Source organism: Novosphingobium rhizosphaerae (assembly GCF_050920675.1).
Lineage (GTDB): Bacteria > Pseudomonadota > Alphaproteobacteria > Sphingomonadales > Sphingomonadaceae > Novosphingobium > Novosphingobium rhizosphaerae.
In genome coordinates, this window is the sequence record NZ_CP137861.1 from 210846 (window position 1) to 232613 (window position 21768).

Below are 21768 nucleotides of genomic sequence, written 5' to 3' on the forward strand. Positions count from 1 at the left end.
ACGCCGGCATCGAAGGACAGTGAGAGCGGCAATGACCACGCTAGATCTCCCGGCCCAGACGGCCCAAGCCAAGGCAGGCGAGCAACGCCCGACGGGTGGCGCGCGGCTGAAGCTGCCGCTCGCCTCCTCGCTCGAGCATCGCCGCCTGCAGTGCTATGTGCTGCTCATGGCGGTCGATGTGCTGATGATTACCGCAGCGATGCTGGGCATCAGCCATTTCCAGTTCGGTTCGGTCACGCCGTCGGTGCTGCGCCAACTGGTGCTGCTCCTGCCGTTCTATGTGATCGGCGCGCTCACGTTCAACGCCTACTCGATCACCGCCCTCACCTCGGCCCGGTTCGGCCGCCACAGCGCTTTCTTCTCGCTGCTGGCGGCTTTTTCGATGGTGATCTTCGTCGCCTTCTTCGCCAAGGTTTCCGACCAGATTTCGCGCGCCTCCACCGGGGCAAGCTTCCTGGCCTGTGCACTCCTGCTGACGCTGGCGCGCACGTGGATGCAGCCACTGATCCGCAAACTGTGCGGCCCCACCGCGCAAAACGTGCTGATCCTGGACGACGGCGGTTTGCCGGTGCGCATTCCCCATGCCTGGCACATCGATACGCGCCAGCATCGCCTGGTGCCCAATCGCAACGACCCGCACATGCTCGATCGCCTTGCGATGTTCATGACCAACATGGATCGCGTGCTGGTCAGCTGCCCGCCAGAACGGCACATGGAATGGGCCATGGTCCTCAAGGGCGCCAACATCACCGGCGAACTGATCGACCAGAACGTGGTGGCGATGGGCGTCCTCGGCGCGCGCCGCATCAACGACACCGGTTCGCTGGTGGTTTCGGCCGGACCGCTGGGCATGCGCGGACGCGCCTCGAAGCGCGCGATGGACCTGGCCATTGCCGGCTCGGCAGTGCTGTTCCTTGCGCCCCTGCTGCTGACCGTTGCTGCGCTGGTCTATCTCGAAGATCGCGGCCCGGTCTTCTTCAAGCAGCAGCGCCAGGGCCGCAACAACCGCTTGTTCTGGATCTACAAGTTCCGTTCGATGCGGGTGGCCCAGCTCGATGCTGCCGGCGCGCGCTCGGCCAGCAAGGAAGACGATCGCATTACGCGGATCGGCCGCTTCATCCGCCGCACCAGCATCGACGAGCTGCCGCAGCTGCTCAACGTGCTGCGCGGCGACATGAGCATCGTGGGCCCGCGCCCGCACGCGCTGGGCTCGCTCGCCGGCACCAAGCGCTTCTGGGAAGTCGATCCGCGCTACAACCAGCGCCACTCGCTCAAGCCCGGGCTCACCGGCCTTGCCCAGGTGCGCGGTTTCCGCGGCGCCACCGATACCGAGGCGGATCTGTCCGGCCGGCTCCAGGCAGACCTTGAATATCTCGACGGCTGGACCATCTGGCGCGACGTGCAGATTATGTTCGCCACGTTTACCGTGCTGGTTCACGACCGGGCATTTTAACGCCAGTTTACGACAGGGCCGCTGCCATGCGGCCCTTTGTTGCGTCCAAGCGGATGGCTTGTGCGGCAGGCCGGGCCTCGGCGCCTCATTTTCCATGTTGCATTGCGGCATGACACGCCGCAATCCTTCGCCCCATGGCAAAACACACGCGTCGCACCTTCATTCGGGGCAGTGCCCTCTCCCTGGCCCTGGCCACCCCCGCCGGATCGGCCCTGGCCGCCGTGGTCCAGCCCAAGGGTTTTCGCCTCGGCGTCAACCTGGCCGGCGCGGAATTCAAGGATATCGGCGGGCGATGGAAATGGCCCGCACTCGATAACCTCGCCTATTACCTGGGCAAGGGTTTCAACGTCTATCGCGTGCCGTTCAAATGGCGCCGCTTGCAGCCGCAGCTATCCGGCCCCCTCGATGAAGCCGCCCTTGCCGGGCTGGATCAGATCGTTGCCACCGCCACTGCAGCGGGTGCCGTCGTCCTGCTCGATGCACACGACTATGGCCGCCGTGACAACCAGGTGATCGGCGACGTAGGGTCGAGCGTGACGGCGGAAATATTCGCCGATTTCTGGGGTCGCATGGCGCGGCGCTATAAGAACAACGCGCTGGTCTGGTACAACCTGATGAACGAGCCGCACGACCAATCGGCCGATTCCAACATTCGCGCGCAAAATGCCGCCTGCGCCGCCATTCGCGCCGCCGGGGCTCGCTCGAAAGTGCTGTTTTCCGGCACCGCCTGGACCGGCGCGCACTCCTGGCTGCGAACCGCCAACGCCGCGGCCACGTTGCAGATGGTCGATCCCGGCAACAACTTCGCGTTCGACGCGCACCAGTATCTCGATCGCGGATTTGGCGGCGGCAGCCTCGATGCCATTCCCGGCGTGGGCGCCCGTATACTGCAGGACATCACCGGCTGGGCGCGGCAAAACCGCAAGCAAATCTTCATCGGCGAGTTCGCGTCCGGCCCCACCCCGCCTTCGTTGAAAGAACTCAACGACCTTTTGCAGTTCATGGTTACGCACAAGGACGTCTTCATCGGCGCGACCTATTTCGCCGGCGGCGGCACGTGGGGAAAACGAATGGGTTCGGCCGATCCGGTCGACGGCGTGGACAAGCCGCAGACCCTGCTCATGCAGCGCTATCTCAAGTACTGATTGCGCTGAGAAACAAGCATGCCGGCCAAGCCCGATTGCGGGAATGGCCGGCACGCCTGCATTGGCGGCTGGGGCGCTGTACCTCGCCAATCTGGCCCACCAAGCATACAATATTGTGATTTTACAATATTTTGATCTGGCGAATCGCCGCCAACCTCAAATCCGAATCTGCGCACAAGTCCTTTTGGCACAGATTTGGTGAGATATTGTTGCTGCACCACACACCAAGCCCGTCGCAATCCGCATCAAAATCTTTTCATTCCATGAGATTGTTTGAAATGACACACTGCAAACAACGGCGTTGTCAATTCAGCCGATTTGCAGTAAATAAAACCCTACGATTTATAAAGTGAGGGCAATATGAAACTGCTTGGTATTCTCGGAACGGCAGCACTCGCATCTGTTGCCATCGCTGCCCCTGCACATGCTGCAGCCACCCGCGCCGGCATTGCCGCTCCTGTCCAGGCCGTGCAGGCCAAGATGCTCAAGCGTTCTTCGCAGGCGGTTTCCACGCGCAACAAGAACGTGAGCGAGGAATTGCTCGTGGCCATTCCGGTCGTGGCCACCGGCGTGCTGATCGCCGTGGGCAACAGCAACGACGATTCTCCCGGCGGCTGACCCCTGCCGCAGCGTGCGAGTGCTTCTGGTGCGCTGCGTTGAAGGCCTCAGTTCGTGCCAAACAAGCGGGGTCCGGGCAGTCGCCTTGGGCCCCGTTCGTCGCTCCAGGTTATTTTGCACTGCAAAATGTTCTTGAACGGCAGGGCCAAGTCCTATAAGTATTCTTCTGTAAGCCGATTCTGGAGTTGTGACCATGAACATCATGAAGATCGGCGCCCTCGGCGTCGTTGCCTCCCTGCTGGTTGCAGGGACCGCCCAGGCCGCTGGCACCCGCGCTGGTGTGCCCGTTGCCTCGGTAACCGCAAAGAAGCTGGTGCGTTCGTCCGCTCCGGTCGCCAAGCAGTCCAAGGACGCTGACGGCGTGATCATCGGCGTTGCTGCCGCTGCCGCGTTTGGCGTGGGCGCCTACGAAATCTTCAAGAGCGATTCTTCCGGCAGCTGAGCTGGATCTTGCTCTTGGCAAAAGAAAAGGCCTGCACGCCCCAGCGCGTGCAGGCCTTTTCTTTTGCCTGATGATCCCCGCTAAGCGCACGATTGCGCCGCGGGCAACCCGTCGGTAAAAGACGGGACGACAGCCGGCACAGACCGCCGGCGGCGTGGGGGCGATGCCGCTGTCCATGCCATTTTCCCCTTATCATCGAGCATCATCCCCGTGGAAGAAAGCCCCGCCTCGCAGCCGCAGCGCCGCTCTCGCCGGCGCAGGTCCAGCGCCTCGCCCACGCCACCCAGACCACTGGCCGTTCCCGACAGCACGCAAGGCCAGCGCCGCCGACGCTCGCGCAGCGGCAGCCGTGGCAGCAGCCGCAGCCTGCGCCTGCCCGCTGACATCGCCTTGGCTCCGCCGCAGGTTGGTGTGATCGTCGTGATGGCAGCGCTGGCCGTGGCCCTGGTGCTCGGCGGCGGCGGCACGACCAATCCCGGCACGGAAATGATCCTGCAGCCGCTGGTGGCGCTGATCCTGGCCCTGCCCCTGCTGCATCCTCGCCTGGCGACGGGATTGGGCCCGGTGCCGCGGGCAGCCTGGGTGATTGCGGCGCTGGTCTTGATCGTGCCCGTGCTGCAACTCATTCCGCTGCCCCCTGCGATCTGGCACGCCCTGCCCGATCGGGAAATGGAAGTGGCGTCGCTCGCCCTGATCGGCCAGGCCGATCGGTGGATGCCTTGGTCGATGGCACCGGCGCGCACTTTCATCTCGTTGTTGGCGATGGTGGTGCCCGTGCTGATGCTGCTGGCCGTTTCACGCACCGATCTGATTGGCCGCCTGTGGCTGTGCGCCACGATCGTGGCTGTTGCCGGCGCTTCGGTGATGCTCGGCGCGCTGCAACTGTCGCACGCCGCCGGCCACAACTGGACGCTCTATTCCTATGCCCACTTCGGGGTGATCGTGGGCTTCCAGGCAAACCATAACGCCGAGGCAGACCTTTTGTCGATCGCACTGATGGCGTGTGGCGTGATCGCCACCGCGGTGGTGGGCCTGGTTCCGAACCGATCGCTGTTCTGGGGCGGCGTGGCGTTTACCGGCGCAATCATGTTGGTGGTGGTGTTCCTCACCGGTTCGCGCACCGGCATCGCGCTCCTGCCGATTGCGCTGGCGTTCTGCGCAGCGATGGTCTGGCCCCTGGCGCGCCAGCAGTTTTCCCGCCGTACGCTTTGGCTCGGCGTGGGCGGCGGGGTGGCGGCCGTCGGGCTGCTCCTGGCGGTCGGGTTGCATTCGGTCGATCGCATCATGAACCGCTTTTCCAACCTCAACGATTCGCGCCGTGATATCTGGATCGATACGATCCACGCCCTGGGCCAGGTCTGGCCGGCCGGTGGCGGCGTGGGCAGCTTCCCCCCGATCTTCAACGCGGCTGAACGCCTGGAAGTGGTCCGCAACACCGTGGCCGGCCGTGCGCACAACGACTGGATGGAATGGACGCTGGAAGCGGGCCTGCCAGGCCTGATCGTGCTGGTGGCCGTGCTGGCGATCGTGGGCACCATGGCCTGGCGGCGGCTCGGCTTCGAACTGCGTGAAAAGGGCACGCTGCATTCACGCGCGCAGGCATTGTTTGCCTTGGGCATCATGGCGCAATTGGGCGTCCATGCGCTGGACGACTTCCCCATCCGCGAAATGTCGCTTGCTTCGTTGCTGGCGATGGCGGGAGCCCTGCTGTTCACCCCGCGCGCCATTGCCGCCTTGGCAGACCGCACGCCCGAAACGCCGCCGCTCCCGGCATCCGCCGCGCCGGCAGACAGCGCACCTTTGCCGCAACTGCTGGAAAACGTCTGACCCGCGGCCTGGCGGGCCAGACGGATCAGGGGCGCGGCGGGAAGACCGGCACCAGTTTCCGTCCGGCCAGGATTTGGGCCAGAAACAGCGCGTCACCGGCATAGCGGGGCAACAGGCGGCGCGGTTCGCTCAACATGCGATGGGCCCATTCCAGGCTCAGGGCACGCACCCACGCCGGCGCGCGCGCCTTGAGGCTGGACGAGAAATCCAGAGCGGCGCCAACGCAAAAGATGTGCGCGGCCGGCAGCCCAGCAAAATGGCGGGAAACCCAGATCTCTGACTTGGGCGCGCCAACCCCCATGAACAGGTGCGTGGCATCGAGTGCGGCAATGCGCGCGACGAGGTCGGCGCTATAGGCCGCATCCCGCTCGAACCCATAGGGCGGGCTGTCGTGCCCGATATCGGCAGGGTCGAAACCACGCGCCACCAGCTTGTCGCGCAGGATCTGCGCCGCCTGCGCAGAGCTCGCCACGAAGAACGGGCGATCGATCCCCGGCCGCAGCGCGTCGAGCAGCGCCGGGAACATGTCTGCCCCGGTCACCACCGGCACATCGCGCTTGGCCTGAAGGCGCGCGAGCATGCGGATCGGGCGGCCGTCCACGGTAACCACGGCCGCGCGGGCATAGGCCGCGCGAAAATCGGCATTGCCCTGCAGCTGGCGCAAGTGATTGAGGTTGCACGTGCAATAGAGCTGCGGCGTGGTGGCCGGCAGCAGCGCCCGCGCCACCACATCTTCCAGCGGATGGGAATCAAATTCCAGGCCATAGCGCGCGAACAGATCGCCCTTACCCGTGGTGCCCGCTGCCTCGACCGCCGGCCCCCCGGCCAGGCCCTGCTGATTCGATCCCATGGCGCGCGCCTCAGTCAGAGCCGAAGAGATCGCGGGTGAACACCTTGTCGGCCACATCGGCCAATTGCGGGGACGCGCGGTTGGCCACGATCACGTCGCACTCGCGCTTGAACGTGTCGAGATCGCGGATGACCCTGGACCCGAAGAACTGGTCTTCCTCCAACGCCGGCTCGTAGATCACCACTTCGATGCCCTTGGCCTTGATCCGCTTCATGATCCCCTGGATCGAGGATTGGCGGAAATTGTCCGATCCGGCCTTCATCACCAGGCGGAACACGCCGACCTTGCCGGGGCGCCGCTGGATGATCTGCTCGGCCAGGAAATCCTTGCGGGTGCGGTTGGCATCCACGATCGCGCGGATCAGGTTCTGCGGCACATCGAAATAGTTGGCCAGCAACTGCTTGGTATCCTTGGGCAGGCAATAGCCGCCATAGCCGAAGCTGGGATTGTTGTAGTGCGAGCCGATGCGCGGATCGAGGCCGACGCCGCGGATGATCTGGCGCGTGTCCATGCCGCCGGCGATGGCATAGCTGTCCAGTTCGTTGAAGAAGGCCACCCGCATGGCGAGATAAGTGTTGGCGAAGAGCTTGATCGCCTCGGCCTCGGCCGGGCCGGTGAACAGCACTTCCACGTCCTTTTTCACCGCGCCTTCGCGCAGCAATTCGGCAAAGACGTGGGCCCGTTCGGATTCCTCGCCCACGATGATGCGCGAGGGGTGGAGATTGTCGTAGAGCGCGCGGCCTTCGCGCAGAAACTCGGGGCTGAAGATCACCTGGTCGGTGCCCAGCCGTTGCCGCACGTCGGACACGAAACCCACCGGGATGGTGGACTTGATCACGACCACGGCAGTGGGATTGTGGTCCTTGACCAGCCGGATCACCGCCTCGACCGACGAGGTATCGAACTTGTTGGTTTCGACATCGTAGTTGGTCGGCGTGGCGACGATCACATAGTCTGCCCCTTCGAGCGCGGCCACCGAATCGGTGGTTGCCGAAAGGTCGAGTGGCCGGGTCGCGAGGAAATCCTCCAACTCGGCATCCACGATGGGGGATTGCTGGGCATTCACCTTGGCCACGCGATCGGCCGAGATGTCCACGGCAACGACCTGGTTATGCTGCGCAAGCAGCACGGCATTGGAAAGGCCGACATAGCCAAGCCCGAAAACGGCGATCTTCATTCGTGAATACTCACATCAAGCGTTTTGGCATCAAGCGTTTTGGCATCAAGCGTTGGCGGCGCCGGGCCGGTGCAAGGCGCGGCGATCATTCGCCTCGCTGCGCCTGCCCCCTCGCACGATGATCATGCTGCGCCCGGAAAATTGCTTGTCGTTACCCGATATTCCGCACCCAAGGGCAGGCCGTCAACGCATTTATGCTGCACCTGCACATTTCCCGCCAAAACCGTTCAGGCCGGGGCGGGCAAATGGCGCACCAGATCAAGCGTTGCGGTGTTGAGACCGGCCGCTCGGGCCGCCGTGGCGCTTTCGGTATAGACGCGCAGTTCCGGGGCGTTGCCGCTGGGGCGCAAGTGGATGATATCGCCATCGGCAAACGTCACGCGCAGCCCATCGGTCTTGTCGAAAGCCACCGCCTTGCCCGCCAGCGTGCCGAGCAGGTCGGTCAACCGCCCCAGCACGGCTTCGTCATCGCCCGCTTCCAGCTTGGCGATCAGCGCCTGGCTATGTGCGGTGGGATAGTCCTTGAGGCGGTCGCTATGGGTATAGCGTTCAGGCAACTGCGCCTGGAGTGCCGACAGGGAAAGGCCCTTGGCCCGCGCGTCGGCGAGCACAGCCACCATCGGCAAGACCGCGTCGCGCGTGGGCAGGGCCGCCAGCGTGCGCCCGTTTGCGGTGACCGCGCTGCCCAGCAGGAAGCCGCCGTTGGCTTCATAACCGCAGGCGGCCAGGCCTTGCGCCAGCAATTGGTCCATCGCTTCGATCACGAACGGTGAGCCGATGCGCGTGCGGCGCACTTGGGCAAACCGGCCCGATGCCTCGAGCGCGGTGTTGGAGCTGACCGGCGTGGCAACCGCGGCAAGGTCCAGCGCCTGCGCGCACAGGATACCGAGCACGTCGCCGCGCATCCACGCACCGCTTTCATCGGTCAGCAGCGGCCGATCCGAATCGCCATCGGTGGAAAGGATCGCATCCAGGCCATGTTCGGCTGCCCATTGCTTGCCCAGCGCCACGTCTTCGGGGCGGACCGCTTCGGTATCGACCGGGATGAACTTGTCCGATCGGCCCAGCAAGACCACGTCTGCGCCCAGGCCGGACACGATCTGCGCCACCACATCGCGGCCCACGGCCGAATGCTGATAGACGCCGAGCTTCAACCCCTTGAGCGCCTCGCCCCCGAAAAAGTCGATGTAACGCGCGACATAAGGCGTGGCCGCGTCCACCAGGGCAGGCGCAGTTGCCGCATCGCGGAGCATGCCATCGGCATCGAAGAGATCGGGCAGGTCGACGTGCTGCGCGCGAATCGCGGCTTCGTCGGGCTTGAGCACTTCGCCGTCGGCGCGGTTGAATTTGATGCCGTTGCGATCGTCGGGAATGTGGCTGCCGGTAACCATGAGCGAGGGAATGCCGCGGGCAAAACCGAGTGCCGCCACGGCCGGCGAAGGCACGAAACCGCAATCGACCAATTCCCCGCCCATGTGCGCGATCGCGGCACGGCAGGCCGCCATGATGCGCGGGGTCGAAGGCCGCAGATCACCCGCGATCGCCACGCCGCCACCGGGTGCGAACTGGCCGATCTCGGCCATGTGCTGCAGGAATGCGCAAGTATAAGTGAAGCATACTTGGTCGGTCATCGCCGTCACCAGGCCGCGTGCGCCGCTGGTGCCAAAGGCCACGCCAGAGCGCGCCATAACATCGGTCACCGCCACTGTCTGCGTCATAGATCCTCGCTTTTCCTTAACCATAAGCCGTCTTGCCCCGGCAGGTGGAAACCCCCGCCGCCCGGGCGCTGTGTTAGGCCATAGCGCGTGGTTCGCATATGCAAAATTTACATTGCTGCCACGCGCCGCTGCCCCTTTGGCAGACCAACGGCCCAGCCAGCGAATTGTGCCTTTACAAAACCTATTGCATTGCAACACGCGCATTGTGCATGCACAAGACGCCTGGACCGGCGCAGCGAACAGCGCGCGCCGCGGGGCTGTGTCGAAAGGGTGGACCGACCGTGAAACCGAGCATGATTCTGGTGTGGCACGAAGCCGGCAACAAGCTGTACCATGATCGCTTCCGGGAATTGGGCAAGCTGTTCGATCTCACCGTGTTGGGCCCGCAGGTCTTTGCCGGCAAGGAATACGCCGAGGTGACCGAGCCCGAGTTCACGCTCAAGCTGTTTCCCAGCATCGCGCCCGGCCATTGGCTCACCTATGTCAGCCCGGGCATGCTGTCCTACATCCGGGCCCATCCGCCCCAGGTGCTCTACATCCATGAAGAGCCGCACTCGCTCACGGCGTTCCTGGCTGCCCTGCTCAAGCGCAAGAGCACGTTCGTGCTGGAAAGCAGCGCGATCAACCTTAAAGGCAATTTTTCCGGCGCGAACGTGATGGAGCGCGTGGTTCATGCCCGGGCCGACATCGTGTTTCCCAAGAACACCGAAGTGGCCGGCGTGCTGCGCGCGCGCGGCGCCAAGGCCGAGCGGATCGTGGCACCGCTGGGCAACGGCGTCTCGCTCGAATCGTTCAGCCCCATTCCCAAGGACGAGGCGCGGGCCAAGCTGACCGCGCTGTTCCCCCAGGCCGCTCGTGCGTTCGACGGGCGCGTGCTCGCCGGTTATGCCGGGCGCATCTGGCGGCCCAAGGGGCTGGAATATTTCTCCCGCGCCGCGCACCAGGCCGGCGCCGCCCTGCTCCTTTGCGGGCCGGTGAGCGATCCTGACGTGGCCGAAGCGGTGCAGCAATTCGGCGGTGTGCTGCTCCCGGCGCTCAACAAGGAACAGCTGCCGATCTTCTATTCGGCGCTCGACCTGTTCGTGTTGCCCAGCGTGCCCACGCCCAACTGGCGCGAACAGTTCGGCCGCGTCTGTGCCGAAGCGGTGTTCTGCGGCACGCCCGCGCTCGGCTCCAACGTGGGCGGCATTCCCGGCGTGGTCGGCCCCAACGCAATCTTCGAGCCTGGCGACGAGGCGGGTCTCGCCATCCGCATCGGCGCGTTGCAAGACCCCACCGCGCGGGCGACACTGCTCGCCGCACAGATCGCGCACATCAACGACAACTTTTCGTGGACCTCGATCGCCGCGCGCATCCAGCGGGAGACGGCGCGGTTGTGATCGGCTCGGCGCTTTCCAAGCACGCCTTGGCGTAATAAAAACCGAAACGGTTGTATTTTGTGCGGCGCAGCATAGCAGAGTGCTGGGACCATGACGCCCTGCTATGCCGAGGTGACGATGACGGCCGCCCACCGATACCAGGCCCTGGACAGCTTGCGCGGCATTGCCGCCCTGTCCGTGGCCGTGTTCCACCTGCAAGTGGCCAGCCACATCTACTTTTTTACGCTCACCCGGCATGCCTACATGTTCGTCGATTTCTTCTTCGTGCTGTCGGGCTTCGTCATCTCGCATGCCTATGCCAGCCGGTTGAACACCGCGAGGGACCTCGTGCCTTTCGCGATTCGCCGCTTTGGGCGGATCTATCCGCTGCATTTCGTCATGCTGGCGGTGTTCGTGGCGTTCGAGCTGGCCGTGCTGGTGATTTCCCACCATGCCCCCGGCGCCCTGCCCCGCCCGCCATTTTCCGAAGACCGCACGCCGATGGCCATCCTGGTCAACCTGCTGCTGCTCAATGGGGTGGGCATCTATGAAGGGTCTACCTGGAATGGCCCCTCGTGGAGCATCAGCGCCGAATTCTTCACGTACCTGATATTCGCCATCACTGTCGTCCTTGCGCGACGGCGCTTGCCGCTGGTGGCGCTGGTCTATGTGGTGGCGGCGGGGCTGTCGCTCTATCTGCTGGCGCCCAAGTTCCTGGCAACGAGCAGCCAGTTTGGCCTGGAGCGCTGCGTCTATGGCTTCTTTGCCGGGCACCTGGTGTGGTGCCTGCGCAATCGCCCGCTGCCGATCAAGGGCACCTTGGCCGAAGTCTTGGCCATCGTGCTGGTGCTGGGCTTCGTCTATCTGGCCGAGGTTGGCCCGCTGCAACTGCTGGCACCCGTGGTATTCGGCATCGCCATCCTGGTTTTTTCCCGGCAGGATGGGCACGTGTCCCAGGCGCTATTGCGCCCGTTCCCGCGCAAGCTGGGCGATCTGTCCTATTCGATCTACATGGTCCACTTCTTCGGCGCCTTCCTCACCAACAACGTGCTGCGCGCCGCCGGAAAGCTGCTGCACAAGCCCACGACGCTGCCCGGTACCGACCTGGCGCTGGTGGGCAATGCCTGGGTGATGGATGGGGTGACGCTGGCTTTCCTGGCGGCGGTGGTGCTTGTGGCGACGCAAACCTATCGCTTCATTGAAATGCCCGGCATGAACCAATTCGGCAAATGGGCCAATCGGTTCAAGGTTGGCGGTTCGGACAGATTTCCAGCACGCTCTACCGAAAAAACATTCGTTTCGGACTAATTCGCGCGCTATGCCGGCAATGTTGTCGGGGGCCGATGATGAGGGGGATCACGCCTTGCGCAATTCTGGGATGCATACTGGCGTTGCTGCCAACGCCAACGCCGGCCACGCGCGCCTGCTCTATCTGGATGGCTGGCGCGGCCTGGCCATCCTTCTGGTGCTTATCGGCCATTTCGTTGCGGGCGTTCCCCAACTCGGCGGGTTCGGCGTGGATCTGTTCCTGGTGCTCAGCGGGCGCCTGATGGCGCAGATTCTGATCGACGAACGCTTTCCGCTCAAGGCCTTCTTCCTGCGCCGCTTCTCGCGCATCTATCCGACCCTGCTGGTGTTCTCGTCGCTGATCTTTGCAGTCTCACTGCTGGCGCGGTGGCGGCACATGCACTTCAATTCGCTGGTCTCGCCGCTGGATTACTTCGCCGCGCTGACCATGTGGATGAACTACAAGGTGGCCTTCTTCGGGGAAGCCGGCGCGCTCAACCACATATGGTCGATCAGCGTGGAAGAGCACGCCTATATCTCGCTCGCCGCCCTCGCCGCGCTGCTGTCGCGCAGCCGCAAGGTGGGCCTGCTCGTGGCAGTGCTCGCGGTGCTGGCGCTGATCAACGGCTTTGTCCTCTCCGCCGTGCCCGGCGCCACCGAACACACCGTGTTCTGGCGCAGCGACGTGCGCGTGGCGCCGCTGTTCCTGTCGTTTGCATTGTTCCTGGCGCCAGAGCGCATTCACGCCATGTTGGGCCGGGTCACGCCGGTCCTGCTGCTGGGCGCGGTCGTCGTTCCCTTTTCCGGGCTTTCCGCCGCGTGGCAACTGGTGCTCGACAGCGTGCTGCTGGCCGGTGCTGTCAACGGCCTTGCCCATGCGCCCATGGCGTTGCGGCGCGTGCTGGAAAATCCGGCGATCCGCTATGTCGGCGTCACCAGCTATTCGATCTATCTTTGGCAGCAGCCGTTCTACACCCTGCACGAGCGGGTGACCTCGTTGATCCTGCTCCCGGCGACCTTTGCCGTGGCGCTGATCAGCTTCTACGTGGTTGAACAGCCGGCCCGGCGCGCCATCAATGGCTGGCTGGCGCGCCGGTCGGCCTGATCTCGTTCCGTCCATGGCCTGCGGCGCTTCCGCTGCGGCCATGGGGTCATTCCTTGCCTTATTCGGCATAGCCCTATTCGGCGGGGCCGGCGGCCGTCTCGCGCGCGGGCACGGGAATGCGCACGGGTGACTTGAACAGGTATCGCGCCCCGGCAAAATGCAGCGCCTCGGTGGCAACGATCGACCCCACGAGCGCAAACACGAAGGTGAGGAAGCTGACGGTATCGCCATGGGTGATGTTCAGCTTGCCGGCAAAAATGATCATGCCCACTTTCACGAAGAGCCAGTGGAGCACGTACATTTCGAGCGAGATGTTGCCGGCATAGCGGAAGAACAGCGTGAGCATCGCCGACTTGGCGCAGATCAGCGAGGCCGTGCTGTACAGCCCGATCAGGCCCATCACGCTGATAGGCAAGGTTTCCAACTCGTATTTGGACTTCGTCATGTCCATGAGCAGCAGGACACCTGCAAACGTGGTGCCGATGATCAGCACCTTTTTGAGAACCGAAGCGTTCATCACCACCGATATGATCCGCGCCGGCGCCATCGCGCCAAGCACGAAAAACACCAGCAGATAGAGGAACCGATTATAGTCTGACGTGTCTGCCACTTTGGCGATCACGAATGCCACCAGCGCCGTGCCGAGCAGAAGCGCCTTTTGATTGCTGAACAGCGTCAGGATCAGGAAATAGGCGCACATGTACTGCAGGTACCACAAATGGTTGGTGGGGAAGAACACGCTCTGCCAGAACTCGCCTGGGGTGGAGCCGGTCAGCGGATTGCTTTTCAGCACGCCATAGACGAGCGACCAGATCACCAGTGGGTACAGCAGGCGCTCCTGCTTGTTGGCGATGAACGCGACCTTGGGATATTTTCGCAATCCCACATCGGCCAGCCAGCCCGCCAGGAACACCATCGTCGGCATACGCAGGGGCGCAAGGAACTGCACGAACGTGGAATAGAGGCTCGATACTTCCAGCTTGAAACTGGTAACGCCCTCGCCATCCACGGCCAGCATCCAGCCATGATAGAAAATCACGGCCGTGATGCCGATGCCACGCAGCACGTCGAGCGAAACGTCACGCGCGGTGGAAGAAGATTTCAGCCGAAAGAAATGCGTACTGCGCAGCGCATTGCTCAGCCAGCGCCACAGCGGGCGCGCTTGTCCGATGGATAGTGTCATTGGGAGGATCCGTCCATGGTTGAGGTAGCTGCAATTATACCGAAATGAGTAAATGTTAATAACTAAAGATAATCATCGATAGAAAATTGCAGCCCGTGGGGGATTTAATGCGCGCAGATGCAACCCAAGAGCCGCGCGCACGAACGCCCCTGGTTCATATTCACCCGTATTATAAGGGGAATTTTCAAATATCTGCTTTTCAAAGCACGAATTAATGGCGCCATTAACTTAACGCCGGCCATACGTTTATTTTTGGCACAACATCTCATCGACCACTTTCATGGTCGTTAAGTAAAATTACTTAGAGGATATTAGATAGGCGGCCAGGCGCTTATGCGCGCGAATCAGCCTGGGCAGTAACGGCGTCGGAGCTCCGGCATTCCCTCGGGCACCAAGCGCGCGCGGCGCGCTCTATCCGATAAGCCGATCCGACTGCCTCTATCCATTTGCCTTGGCCCCACAATCGGCAACATGCCGTGCGGGCAACATAGCCTAAGTGCATGGTACATTTGAGATTTTTTTGATTTAAGATCATCGCGAAATTAAATTAAAAATTCCAACAACTTATAGCCCGATGGCAAAATTGATATTGCCGTTATGGTTTAAAATAGCGGCTATATCGTTGAAATACTTTGACACTATCCGTGCCGATTCGCGCTCCACCGGCGCCAGAGCGATGCGGGCGCAGCGGGCACAGGAGAGGCCAAATGCCGTGGCCGCCCTGCCGCATCCGTTGCCCGCGCAGCGCGCCATCAAAACATCGCTGCCACGCTTGCACCGAGCCTGGCGAAAGGCACCGCTGCGTTGCCGCTGGCCATCGAAAACACCACGCGACCTGCGGTCGACCGCCGCAGGCAGGCTGTCCGGCACGCTGCCATCACGGCGCAGCAACGGGGCGCGTAGATGCGCTCGGAAGTTAGCGAGGCTCCGGCATCGGCCCACGGCGGATTGCCGGCCGCCTGGCCTGCACGGCCCGCTTGGGCGCTGCGTGTGGCCACGTTGCCAAGCCCACGAGGAAGCCGGTCAAGCTGGCGGTTTTGATCGAGAACACTGCGCCGCCAAAGATCAGCATCGTGGTGAGGTATACCGCGATCATCACATAAATGGAGGTCGCAGACCCAGGACGACGGGAAAGCATTCCCGAGAAATAGAAGATAGCGGCAAACAAGCCTATGATACCCAGGCAGCTTACCAGATAGAGGATACCACTATCCCCGACACGGTCGGTGTTGACCTTGCCCATCATCAGGTCTGCCACGCTCGAGTCCTTCATGCCGTCGAACGTGAGGCCGATGCGATACAGGGCATCGCCCCCGGCGAGGAACGTTGGCTGAATCCAATAGATTGCCAAAGCCACGCCAAGGATTGCCAGTGGCGCAAGCCAAATGAGAATGGCCGGCAACTGCACGCGATAGATCAAAACCAGGCTGGACAGGACGATGATGCCGGTGGCCGCGCGCGAGTCCGACACCAGCGAGAGAAGCAGGCAGACGCCGATTGCGCCAATGCGCACCCACCACTTCGATTGGTGGATGGCGGCATAGTAGATCGTCATCAGCACCGAGAAATAGCCGAGCGAAAGCGGTTCGAGAAAGGGGCCAGACAAGCGATGGTCTGCCAACGCGAACTTGGAACCACCGCCGCCACGAACGGCGCCAACGTAAAGGCCACCGTCGGGTGCGGAACCCGCGTTCGCGGCAATCCACGCGCGTGTGGCCATGAAAAACCCGCCAGGATTGACCACGCGCGTGAACAGCGAGGGGGCCAGCAGTTCTACCAGCACCACCCCGGTCACTGCCGCCAGCAGCCAATCCATCCATCGCGGCTTGATCGCGCGTGCCGAGCGCCCCAAGGCAATGTAGAGCGGGATAATCAGGCAGTCATACATGGCCTTCATGTTGAAGCCATTGACGGCACTGGCCATCAAGAACAGCAAGACCAGCACGATCAGAAGATATTGCTCTGCCGGGCGAAGCTTGATCGGTTGGCTCAGGATCATGGCGCCACTGCCCAGCGTGACCACGATCTGGATCACCGTCACGAGCTTGTTGTTCATGCCCAAGCCATTGGCATTGGCGATGGCCAACAGCATGTTGAGGAACATCGAAACAACCAGCGCCAGGAAGCAGCGCCAAGCGTGGGAGACCGTTGTCACGGGAGATTCTGCGCCAAGCGCCGCTGCACGGACGCGCTTCGTGCCCCTGACCGGCCGGTTGATCCGTTGTGTGGCGGCGCTGCTCATCGAGAAAGGGTCTTCCGCTGTCGTGAGTGGCGCCTCGGCCGCTCTTGTTGCAGTGCCGACCATACGGGTGCGCCCACAATGAAGGCAACCCCCCTAGCCTTCCGAACAGCCGCATTATGCTGCGTTGGCACGCATATGTTGCGTTGCAACGAAATTGCCGTCAGGAGAATAGGCCTGTTCAGGCGCGGATCCTCGCGCCGCTCTCGATTGCAGCGCTCACGGCGGGGACGACAATGACAATCGCCATAGACCTGGTTCTGGCCACAAGGCCCAACGCATCCACCGGTATCGAACGCTATGCCATCAACCTGTTCCGGGCGATGCGCAGCCAGGCAACCAACGTGGTGGCCTTCGTGGATGATCGATCGACCGTGCTCGATGATCTGCAGGATGGCAGCGTGATCAAGGTGCCGGGCGGCTTTCGCGGCTGGCTCGCCCTGGCGCGTACGGCGGCCTGGCGCCAGGCGCGCCCGCGCGCATTGGTCTGCCCAGCCTTTCCGCCCAGCCCGCTCCTGATCGCGACAACACGCACCCCGGTCTACCGCATCATCCACGATGATTTCCCGTGGACGCGCGGCCAGGCCATGAACTTGCGCGGGCGCATGCTGTTCAAGCACGCCGAAACCCGCATGGCGCCCCGCTATCGCGATATCGTTGCCCCCACCACGCTGATGGCCGAAAGCCTGGCGACGATCCTGCGCCGCCCGGTGGCGACGATCGGCAATGCCCCCGGCATCGATCTCTCCACCGCGCCTGCCGCCGATCGCAGCCAGCCCGGCGTGATCGCCGTTGGCACGATCGAGCCGCGCAAGAACTATGCCGCCGTGGTGGCCATGGCCGATGCCCTGCCTACCCCCTGGGTGGTTCGCGTGGTGGGCCGCAGTGGCTGGGGCCCGGTCGCTGCCGAATGGGAAAGCCAGCTCGCCACCCGCGCCGGCAAGCTGGAATGGCACGGCCATGCCAGCGATACCGCGCTGCTGGCGCTGTACCAGCATGCCACCTGCTTCGTCAGCATGTCGTTGGCCGAAGGGTTCAACATGCCGCTGGTCGAGGCGGGCAGCCTGGGCCTGCCGGCGGTGTGCAGCGACATCGAGATCCACCGCCGTGTGGCGCCGCCCTGGGCGCGCTTCGTGCCGCTGTCGATCGATGCCAACGCCCTGGCGCAGACAGTGGCCGAAGCCGCGGCCACGCCGCCGGCTGCCGATGCGGTGGCGGCCTATCGCCATCAGTTCAGCTGGCATGGAATTGCACAGACCCTGCTGGCGCGGATCGGCTGAAACGAAAAACCCCGCTGCCGGCATGGGCAGCGGGGTTTTTTGCGTTACGCAGGGACCGGAGAGATCAGCGGCCCAGCACGCGGCGGCATGCCGCCGCCAGGCGTGCCCGCGCGGCCTGCGCCTGTTCCTGGATCGATGCCTTCACAATCTCGATCTGGTCGGTTTCGCCCAGCATCTTGGCGGCATAGCGTGCCGCGGCGGGGATCGCCGTCGGGTTCTGGATATGCTCGCGATAGATGTAGAACGGGCTGCCCAAGTATTGGGCGTAAAGGATTTCCTTCTTCTTGTCGCCCAGGGTGTGGCCCACGTGCTGGCTGCCAAAGCCGATGCACACCGCCGGAATGCCCAGGTTCCAGGCATTGACGCAAAGGTGATACGTATCGGTGACCACTGCCTTGCATTCCAGCAGCTTGGCGATGGCATCCTTTGGCAGCGGCGGTTCGCGCGTGGCGGGAAAGCCGAACAGGCGTGCCAGCGGCAATTGGCGCGGCGCCGAACGCAGCCAGGGCACCCACATCGCCTCTGCTCCCATCTGCCGCGCCACGGCCCGGCCCAACGCCAGGGGCTGGGCAATCCATTTCGATCGACCGAAGAACACGCCCAGCTTCTCGCCCGGCTTTTCGGGGAAGCTATCGACCAGCCCGTACTGGAGGAAATCGTCCTTTGACAATTGCAGCGCGCAGTCGCTGCCCAGCGTGGCCTGGTCGCCGCGCAGGGGCGAAGCCTTGACCGAGGAAAGCGCATCGCGGAAATAGATGCCGCCGGCCTTGGTGATCAGGCGGCGCAGCGCCTTGGCATAGCGCGCATCGGCCAGGTCGTTGGCGCCGATGGTGATGATCGTGCCGCCGAACACCACGACTTTGGCCAGCACTTCATCGCTGGCGTCTTCCAGCATCAACGCGCGATAGATCAATTCGCGGGCAGCGTCGCGATCGGGGCTGATCCCGTCACGCACCAGCCAGCCACCAAGGTCTGCTTCCCAATAGCCCTTGGAGTGCAGAAAATCGCCCCAGTAGACGATAAGGTCCGCCTCGCGCACCGCGTCGACATGGTCGCTCAGCTGCTGGTATTCCTGGTGGGTTTCTTCCTTGGAATAGCCCAGCTTGGCCGTGCTGCCGAGGCAGTAGAACGTCACTTCGTCATCGGGAAAGGCCCTGGTGAAATAGGCATAGGCCGACAGATCCACCGTATACATGCCGGTGTTGCGGCTGGGCAGAAAGGCGCAGACGACTGCAATGCGCGCCATGGCGTGGCTCCTTCTTGAGTGCGATGACAAAAAGTGGATACCGGTTTTTGTCAACAAATCGCACGGCAAACAAAACTAGCGCTTCGATTTGACGGCCATCAGGACAGTGCTGATGCGCGCGCGGAAGAACAGGAACGTGATCGCTGCATAAAGCAGCAGCGCCAGGGTGGTGGTGGCCAGCGTGGGCAAGAGCCGCGACAGATCAAGCGAAGCGATCCACGTCAAGGCACCGACCGCGCCCACCACGCCCAGGCCAACCATCGCGGGAAGCGAAGTCACCACATCCTTGGCGATGCGGATATCGGGCGTGACCTTGCGGATAACGAAGATCAGCGCCAGCCCGCCCAGCATGCAACGCAGGCTGAATGCGCCCGCTGCCCAGACGATACCGAAATAGGCACCCGCCGCGATCATCACCACGTTGGCGATGGTCTGGAAAAAGTTGTTCCACAGCGCCAGGCGCGGGCGGCCGGTGGCCACCAGGTAGGTCTGCAACGGCACGATCATCGCCACGAACGGCAGCGAGATCAGCAGCACCGTGATGGTTTCGGCCAGGTGCGGCCATTTGCCCTTGAACACGAGGTCGGCCACGAACGGCCCGGCAAAGGTGGAGGCGACGAACGGCACCGATGCGATCAGGCTGGTAATGCCGCAAGCCTGCCACATCGCCTCGATCGTGCGTTCCCGGTCACCGGCCATGCGCGAGAAGATCGGTAGGAGCGTGTTGTTGACCGGATTGAGGAACAGGCTGGTGGCCAGATCGAGCACGGTGCGCGCCAGGCGGAACACGCCCGTGGCGGTCGGACCGGCGATCATGCCGACGATCACGTCGACCGAGCGGATGTTGATCTGGTTGAGCACCGAGACGCCCAGGACCGCACCCGAAAAGCGGCTGACATCGGCCATGTCACCCAGCCGGGCAACCGCGGTGGGCCGCCAGCGCGCGGCAAACAGGCTGATGACGGTGGAAATGATCGGCGCCAGTGTCACCTGCACCACGATGCTCCATGCGCCAAAGCCATAGACCGCCATCGCGCAGCAAGCCACGCCGGCAATTGCCTGGCCGGCGGTCTTGCGGATTGCCAGCACGCGGTAGTTGAACGTGCGCATCAGCAGGCCTTCGGGCACCACGCCCACCGCCGCAGACAGCGGCGCGGCCACCGTGGGCAGGATCATCAGCCAGATGTTGTCATAGCCAGGCAGGAGGCGAAAGATCAGCGCCAGCGCGGCGATCACCACGCCGGCGGCAATGCCGATCCCGATGAACAGGCCGAACGCGGTATCGAGAAACCGGGCATCCGCCTCTTCGCGTTGCACAATCAACTGGTTGCCAGATTGCAAAGTCGATGCAGCAATGATGGCTGGCGCGGTGGCCATTGCCGCAACGCCAAAATCGTGCGGCCCCAGGAACAGGGCTGCCGTAAGCATGACCACGGTCTGGGTAAAGCGCTCGGCGAGAACCTGGAGCAACGACCAGATTGCGCCTTTCATCGCGAGTTTGGAGTAGCTCATACCGTGTTCAAAACCGTCCCGAAATTGCAGCAAACCATGGTTTACGAAACAGAAACCAGCCTATCCCGCACAATTTGGCGCTTTTTGCCGCATCGCCATGCCGGATCGGGCTACGGCTTGTCCGTCCCTTGTGCACTGCGCAATGGCCGTTCCCCTGGCAAAGGTCTGTCGGGTCAACCTGTTCTTGTCAATGGATCGCCGACTTTGCCAAGCGCTGGTCAGCCATTTTATTTTGCAGCGCGGAAGATTTTACAAGTTCGCGGCATGACCAATTGCCGCAACGCAGCAAATTTCATGTCATGCCCCCTTGGCAAGACCCGGGGGAATCGCGCATGAAGCCAAAGCGGCGCCTGTGCGCGTCGTCGGCCCATCCGGCGCCAAACCACCGCCCGCTTCACCGACGGAAAACGCCATGACCGCTGACGCCCAGACATCTGCCCCCACGCCCACCACGCCATCGATCACGATCATCATCTGCACGGTGGAAAATTCCGGCCGCGAAGAACGCCTGCGCACCGTGCTCGACCATCTGCGCGAACAGTTGCACGTGACGGTGGAGATCATCCTGGTTTGGCAAGGCTGGGACGTGGCCAATGCCCCATCCTTCCCCGGGGTGCGCGTTTTGCCGCTCACCATCTGGAGTTCGTCGCTGGCACGCAACAAGGGTGCGGAACTGGCCAGCCATCCGTTCCTGTGCTTCCTCGATGACGATACCTATCCGGTGGGCGACACGGCGCTGCACGATGCCATTGCCCTGCTCGAGCGCGACAAGCTGGATTTCCTGGCCTGCAACATTCGGTCCGAGGGCGCCGTACAGGCGGCCGACCCCATTGCCGCTGACATCGATTTTTCGCCCAAGACGATCATCGGCAACATGTGGGAGCCAGGCGTGACGATCCGAACCGATGCGTTCCGGGCCACGGGATTCGATCCCACGCTGGGCATCGGCTGCATTCACGGATCGAGCGAGGGTCTCGATTTCGGGCTGCGCCTGCTCGCGGCCGGCTATCGTGGACGCCGCGTGGCCGGGCTACTGGTCGATCATCCACCCCTGCCCGCCAACGATACGATCAAACTGGACCGGTCGTTTTTCTATGCCCTGGGCAATGGCGCCGTGCTGGTCCAGCACAAGCTCTATTCCACTTATGCCTGGCAATTGACCAAGAGCATCGGGCGCTTTTTCGTCTCGCTGTTGAAAGGCGATGCCACGCGGACACGAGCAGCGGCGATCCGTTCGTTCTGCCTGGTGCTGGGGCCGATCGTGCCGCGCGGCACGCCACTGATCGTCCCGCGCCGCAAATAGCCGATAACCGGCTGGCCTGGCTGGC

General features: G+C 63.2%; 19 protein-coding genes. 11 read left to right on the forward strand and 8 right to left on the reverse strand.

Going from position 1 to position 21768, the window contains the following annotated elements:
- Nucleotides 1-31 precede the first annotated feature (31 nt).
- The 5 genes from R9J51_RS01005 (at nucleotide 32) to R9J51_RS01025 (ending at nucleotide 5485) form a co-directional block, all read left to right on the forward strand.
- Nucleotides 32-1453, forward strand: coding sequence for a sugar transferase (locus R9J51_RS01005; RefSeq protein WP_348981812.1), 1422 nt, complete (start codon nucleotides 32-34; stop codon nucleotides 1451-1453).
- Between the two features lie 134 nt (nucleotides 1454-1587).
- Nucleotides 1588-2598 (forward strand): glycoside hydrolase family 5 protein, encoded by a 1011-nt coding sequence (locus tag R9J51_RS01010; RefSeq protein WP_168556370.1) that lies wholly within the window; start codon nucleotides 1588-1590, stop codon nucleotides 2596-2598.
- A 360-nt stretch (nucleotides 2599-2958) separates the two neighbouring features.
- Nucleotides 2959-3216: a hypothetical protein gene (locus R9J51_RS01015; protein WP_168556369.1), complete on the forward strand. Its 258-nt coding sequence runs from the start codon at nucleotides 2959-2961 to the stop codon at nucleotides 3214-3216.
- A 193-nt stretch (nucleotides 3217-3409) separates the two neighbouring features.
- Complete coding sequence (locus R9J51_RS01020; RefSeq protein WP_168556368.1) at nucleotides 3410-3658, forward strand: hypothetical protein; 249 nt, start codon at nucleotides 3410-3412, stop codon at nucleotides 3656-3658.
- Nucleotides 3659-3868: 210 nt separating this feature from the next.
- On the forward strand, nucleotides 3869-5485 hold the full coding sequence (locus tag R9J51_RS01025) for an O-antigen ligase family protein (RefSeq protein ID WP_179505606.1): 1617 nt from the start codon (nucleotides 3869-3871) through the stop codon (nucleotides 5483-5485).
- Between the two features lie 25 nt (nucleotides 5486-5510).
- Here the strand turns inward: R9J51_RS01025 and R9J51_RS01030 are convergent, their stop codons facing one another.
- The 3 genes from R9J51_RS01030 to R9J51_RS01040 all read right to left on the reverse strand — a co-directional run bounded on the left by R9J51_RS01030 (nucleotide 5511) and on the right by R9J51_RS01040 (nucleotide 9230).
- Nucleotides 5511-6335, reverse strand: a complete 825-nt coding sequence (locus R9J51_RS01030; protein ID WP_179505607.1) for a WecB/TagA/CpsF family glycosyltransferase — start codon at nucleotides 6333-6335, stop codon at nucleotides 5511-5513.
- A gap of 10 nt (nucleotides 6336-6345) precedes the next feature.
- Nucleotides 6346-7512, reverse strand: coding sequence for a nucleotide sugar dehydrogenase (locus R9J51_RS01035; RefSeq protein WP_179505608.1), 1167 nt, complete (start codon nucleotides 7510-7512; stop codon nucleotides 6346-6348).
- 227 nt (nucleotides 7513-7739) lie between these two features.
- On the reverse strand, nucleotides 7740-9230 hold the full coding sequence (locus R9J51_RS01040) for a phosphomannomutase (RefSeq protein ID WP_179505609.1): 1491 nt from the start codon (nucleotides 9228-9230) through the stop codon (nucleotides 7740-7742).
- A gap of 281 nt (nucleotides 9231-9511) precedes the next feature.
- On the opposite strand from R9J51_RS01040, the gene R9J51_RS01045 reads away from it, so the two are divergent.
- The 3 genes from R9J51_RS01045 (at nucleotide 9512) to R9J51_RS01055 (ending at nucleotide 12980) form a co-directional block, all read left to right on the forward strand.
- The gene (locus R9J51_RS01045; RefSeq protein ID WP_179505610.1) at nucleotides 9512-10609 is read left to right on the forward strand and encodes a glycosyltransferase family 4 protein; all 1098 of its coding nucleotides are present in this window, start codon (nucleotides 9512-9514) and stop codon (nucleotides 10607-10609) included.
- Between the two features lie 90 nt (nucleotides 10610-10699).
- Complete coding sequence (locus tag R9J51_RS01050) at nucleotides 10700-11896, forward strand: acyltransferase family protein (RefSeq protein ID WP_179505611.1); 1197 nt, start codon at nucleotides 10700-10702, stop codon at nucleotides 11894-11896.
- Nucleotides 11897-11966: 70 nt separating this feature from the next.
- Nucleotides 11967-12980: an acyltransferase family protein gene (locus R9J51_RS01055; protein WP_179505612.1), complete on the forward strand. Its 1014-nt coding sequence runs from the start codon at nucleotides 11967-11969 to the stop codon at nucleotides 12978-12980.
- A 73-nt stretch (nucleotides 12981-13053) separates the two neighbouring features.
- On the opposite strand, the gene R9J51_RS01060 is transcribed toward R9J51_RS01055, so the two are convergent.
- The 3 genes from R9J51_RS01060 to R9J51_RS01070 form a co-directional block, all read right to left on the reverse strand.
- Nucleotides 13054-14163: an acyltransferase family protein gene (locus R9J51_RS01060; protein ID WP_179505613.1), complete on the reverse strand. Its 1110-nt coding sequence runs from the start codon at nucleotides 14161-14163 to the stop codon at nucleotides 13054-13056.
- A gap of 564 nt (nucleotides 14164-14727) precedes the next feature.
- Complete coding sequence (locus tag R9J51_RS01065) at nucleotides 14728-15054, reverse strand: hypothetical protein (protein WP_179505614.1); 327 nt, start codon at nucleotides 15052-15054, stop codon at nucleotides 14728-14730.
- Between the two features lie 25 nt (nucleotides 15055-15079).
- Nucleotides 15080-16405: a hypothetical protein gene (locus tag R9J51_RS01070; protein ID WP_179505615.1), complete on the reverse strand. Its 1326-nt coding sequence runs from the start codon at nucleotides 16403-16405 to the stop codon at nucleotides 15080-15082.
- A gap of 233 nt (nucleotides 16406-16638) precedes the next feature.
- Here R9J51_RS01070 and R9J51_RS01075 point away from each other — a divergent pair, with 233 nt between their 5' ends.
- Nucleotides 16639-17682, forward strand: a complete 1044-nt coding sequence (locus R9J51_RS01075) for a glycosyltransferase (RefSeq protein ID WP_179505616.1) — start codon at nucleotides 16639-16641, stop codon at nucleotides 17680-17682.
- Between the two features lie 64 nt (nucleotides 17683-17746).
- Here R9J51_RS01075 and R9J51_RS01080 read toward each other — a convergent pair whose 3' ends face one another.
- On the reverse strand, nucleotides 17747-18928 hold the full coding sequence (locus tag R9J51_RS01080; RefSeq protein ID WP_179505617.1) for a polysaccharide pyruvyl transferase family protein: 1182 nt from the start codon (nucleotides 18926-18928) through the stop codon (nucleotides 17747-17749).
- Nucleotides 18929-19003: 75 nt separating this feature from the next.
- Nucleotides 19004-20440: an oligosaccharide flippase family protein gene (locus R9J51_RS01085; RefSeq protein WP_179505618.1), complete on the reverse strand. Its 1437-nt coding sequence runs from the start codon at nucleotides 20438-20440 to the stop codon at nucleotides 19004-19006.
- A gap of 3 nt (nucleotides 20441-20443) precedes the next feature.
- On the opposite strand from R9J51_RS01085, the gene R9J51_RS01090 reads away from it, so the two are divergent.
- Nucleotides 20444-20776 (forward strand): hypothetical protein, encoded by a 333-nt coding sequence (locus tag R9J51_RS01090; protein WP_168556354.1) that lies wholly within the window; start codon nucleotides 20444-20446, stop codon nucleotides 20774-20776.
- Between the two features lie 76 nt (nucleotides 20777-20852).
- Nucleotides 20853-21743, forward strand: coding sequence for a glycosyltransferase (locus R9J51_RS01095; RefSeq protein ID WP_179505619.1), 891 nt, complete (start codon nucleotides 20853-20855; stop codon nucleotides 21741-21743).
- Nucleotides 21744-21768: the final 25 nt, after the last annotated feature.